Here is a 2825-nt window from a genome sequence, read left to right on the forward strand (position 1 = left end):
AGGCTCAAGCGGCCAAAGCCAGCGGGGAAGCAGCACAGCTCAAGCAGGCTGAGGCGAACAATACCGCCTCCCTGGCGCAATCGCAACGCGAGCGACAGCGGGCTGACCAACTGGCCCGGGATCTCGCGAAAGCAAGCCGCGATCTCGACGCGCAGACCGAGCGCGCGTCCAAGGCAACCGAGGAAACCGCAAGGATCAAGCAAGCCGGAGAGCGCGACTCGGCCGAGCTGCGCAGCTTGTTGCAGCGTGAACGCGAGCGGGCCGAGGGACTGGAAAGGGATCTCGCATCGGCGCATCGAGACAACGGCGCGCTTGCGGCGAAGATTCCCTCCGCCGCGTCTCCGCCGGCTACCACCGGCAAGGCCGTGCGCGAGGAGCCGCTGGCAGCGCCCGCACGGCCAATCCAGAACCGGGCCGTCCAGGACAAACCAGTCCAAGACAAACCAGTCCAAGACAAACCGGTCAGAGACAAGCCAGTCCAAGACCAGGACATAGCGGCGCGCAGYCAGGGCGCCGCCCAGGTCAATCCTAAAGAAGTCAAGCCTAACGAAGTCAATCCCAACGAAGGGGTGCAAGCGGCGAAATTGGTTGCGCGCGCGAGCGTACTGCTTGAACAGGGAAACATCGGCGCGGCGCGGATCGTGCTGGAACGCGCCGCGGAGATGGGCAGCGCTCGAGCAAGCTTCGTGCTCGCAGAAACCTACGATCCGCTGATCCTTCCGAATTTCGGTACGTATGGAACGCAAGGCGATCCCACGAGAGCGCAAAATCTCTATGCGCGGGCCGAAGCTGGAGGAATCAAGGAAGCGAAGGCGCGATTCGACGCGTTGCGCCGATAGCACGGTCTTATGATGCGATTTTCCAGGCCGACGTGCGCCATCAAGGATCGAAAGCGCAGACACGGATGCAGCGTGCGTCAAGGAGTTCGTTGATGAAAAGATTCATGGAATTGCAACGGCTGCTGTTGCTCGTGGCGCTCGCATCATTGCTCCTGGCCATTCAACCCTGGGCGGATGCGCGGCCGCAAGACATTCGGCCTCACAAGGTCCGTCTGGCACGGCCCGAGCCGCCGCAGCCAAGGCCTGAGGTGACCGCCATGAACGCCTGGACGATCGGCCTGGCCGGAGGTCTTCTCGAGGGCGCGCCGATCCGCCTGGCGGCGGAGATCGCGCGTGTGGTCGACGATGGGGATAACCTCCATGTCCTGCCGGTGGTCACCCGAGGGGCCACTGAAAACGTGAATTCCCTGCTCTATTTGCGAGGCATCGATGCCGCAATCATCAACTCCGACGCGCTCGAGGAGTACAAGAGCCAGGTGCCGGACATCCAGCGACGAATTGCGTATGTCCTGAATCTGTTCCCGTCCGAGCTGCATATCTTCGTTCGGCCGGAGATTCAGAGCTTGAGCGATCTCGCCGGCAAGAAGGTCAATTTCAATACGCAGGGCACCGCTGCGGCCTATTCGGGGCCGCTGATCTTCAGCCGCCTCAACCTCGAGGTGGAAAAGACGTTCATTCCGCACCAGGTCGCGCTCGAGCAGATGCGCAAGGGCGAGATGGCAGCCGTTGTCTTCATTACATCGAAGCCRGTGGATGCCTTCGTGCGGGGGCGCTGGGAGCCGGGATTCAAGTTCCTGCCCCTCCCCTACGACGGCAGGTTCGAGGACTACTATCTTCCCGCTGCCCTCGGTGAAGCCGACTATCCCGGTCTGATCAAACCGGGCGAACGGGTTTCAACGATCGCGGTGCCGACCGCTCTGGTCGCGTTCAATTGGCCGGCCAACTCGAACCGCTCCGAGCGCGTCGCGCGCTTCATCGACCACCTGTTCTCCCGGATCGACAGATTGCAGGCGCCCGGGTTCGATCCGAAGTGGAAATCCATCAACCTCGCTGCGACAGTCCCGGGTCTTGCGCGCGTCCCTGCGGCGCAGGCGTGGCTGGATCGCCAGCCCCGTGCAACACAAGCATCGCAATGAAGCGCGCGGCGGTCCTTCTTCTTATCGCACTCGGCGGTACAGGCGGCACCGCGTTGGCCCAGGATCCCATGACGCAGCTCCGTTCCTGCCTTCAGAAGGACCACGCGGAGCGCCTGGCGTGTCTGAATAGATTGACGCGTACCACCGCGCCTCAGCCTCGCCTGACGCCCGAAGACGAATGGATCGTCAGCCAGACGACCTCCCCCATCGACTACTCACCGATCGCGACCGCCACGACATCGTCGCGCGGCGAGACCGGCGAATCCGCGATGCAATTATCGATCCGCTGTCGCGGCGGCCGGACGGAGCTGGCCCTCGCGGGCCCCGGCATCTCCCGCGGAGGCGGTGAGGATGCAATTTCCTATCGCGTCAATGACAACCCGGCGGTGCAGGTTGCGGCAGCCGTCCCGGCATTCGGTCCCGGCGTCGCGTTCACCGGGGACGTCGTTCGCTTGCTGCAGTCGCTTCCAGACGGCGGGGAGCTTATTGTCCTGCTCTCACCACGGGGCGGCGTTGCCCGTGACGGAATGTTCTCCCTCGCCGGGCTGGACGCGGCGCGCGCGAAGATCGCCGCGGCTTGCAAATGGCCGCGCGCGATCGCGACACCAAATCGTTGATGGTGCGCTTATGATTTTCTTCGATGGAGGTGGTAATGATCAGATTTCAACATCTTGGCAAAGCGGTCGTGATGGCAGCGATCGTCGTTCTGGTTTCCGCATCGTTTTCGGCCGCTGAGCAGGGCGGAAAATACTGGACGCCGGCAGACGGGCAACCCGTCCCGCATAAGGCGAGCCATGCAAGGCAACAGGCAGCGAAGCCGACGACGGCGACGCGGAAACACTCCGCGTTT

2 protein-coding genes and 2 pseudogenes are annotated in these 2825 nt (G+C 63.2%); all 4 read left to right on the top strand.

All coding sequences use genetic code 11. The features are described from left to right. Positions 1-839, top strand: a pseudogene (locus tag AC1D00_RS34900) (hypothetical protein); the annotation flags it as partial. Between the two features lie 65 nt (positions 840-904). Further along, positions 905-1975: a TAXI family TRAP transporter solute-binding subunit gene (locus tag AC1D00_RS34905; protein WP_477013810.1), complete on the top strand. Its 1071-nt coding sequence runs from the start codon at positions 905-907 to the stop codon at positions 1973-1975. Then, a complete protein-coding gene (locus tag AC1D00_RS34910; protein ID WP_167771233.1) occupies positions 1972-2592 on the top strand; it encodes a hypothetical protein in 621 nt (206 codons plus the stop codon). Before AC1D00_RS34905 ends, AC1D00_RS34910 begins: the two co-directional genes overlap by 4 nt. Before the next feature lie 23 nt (positions 2593-2615). Further along, positions 2616-2825, top strand: a pseudogene (locus AC1D00_RS34915) (hypothetical protein); the annotation flags it as partial.

The sequence above is a fragment of the Bradyrhizobium sp. P2_E8 genome, assembly GCF_056403875.1.

Coding starts and splice junctions, on each gene's coding strand:
- AC1D00_RS34910 (WP_167771233.1), top strand. CDS start 1,972: ATGAAGCGCGCGGCGGTCCTTCTTCTTATCGCACTCGGCGGTACAGGC.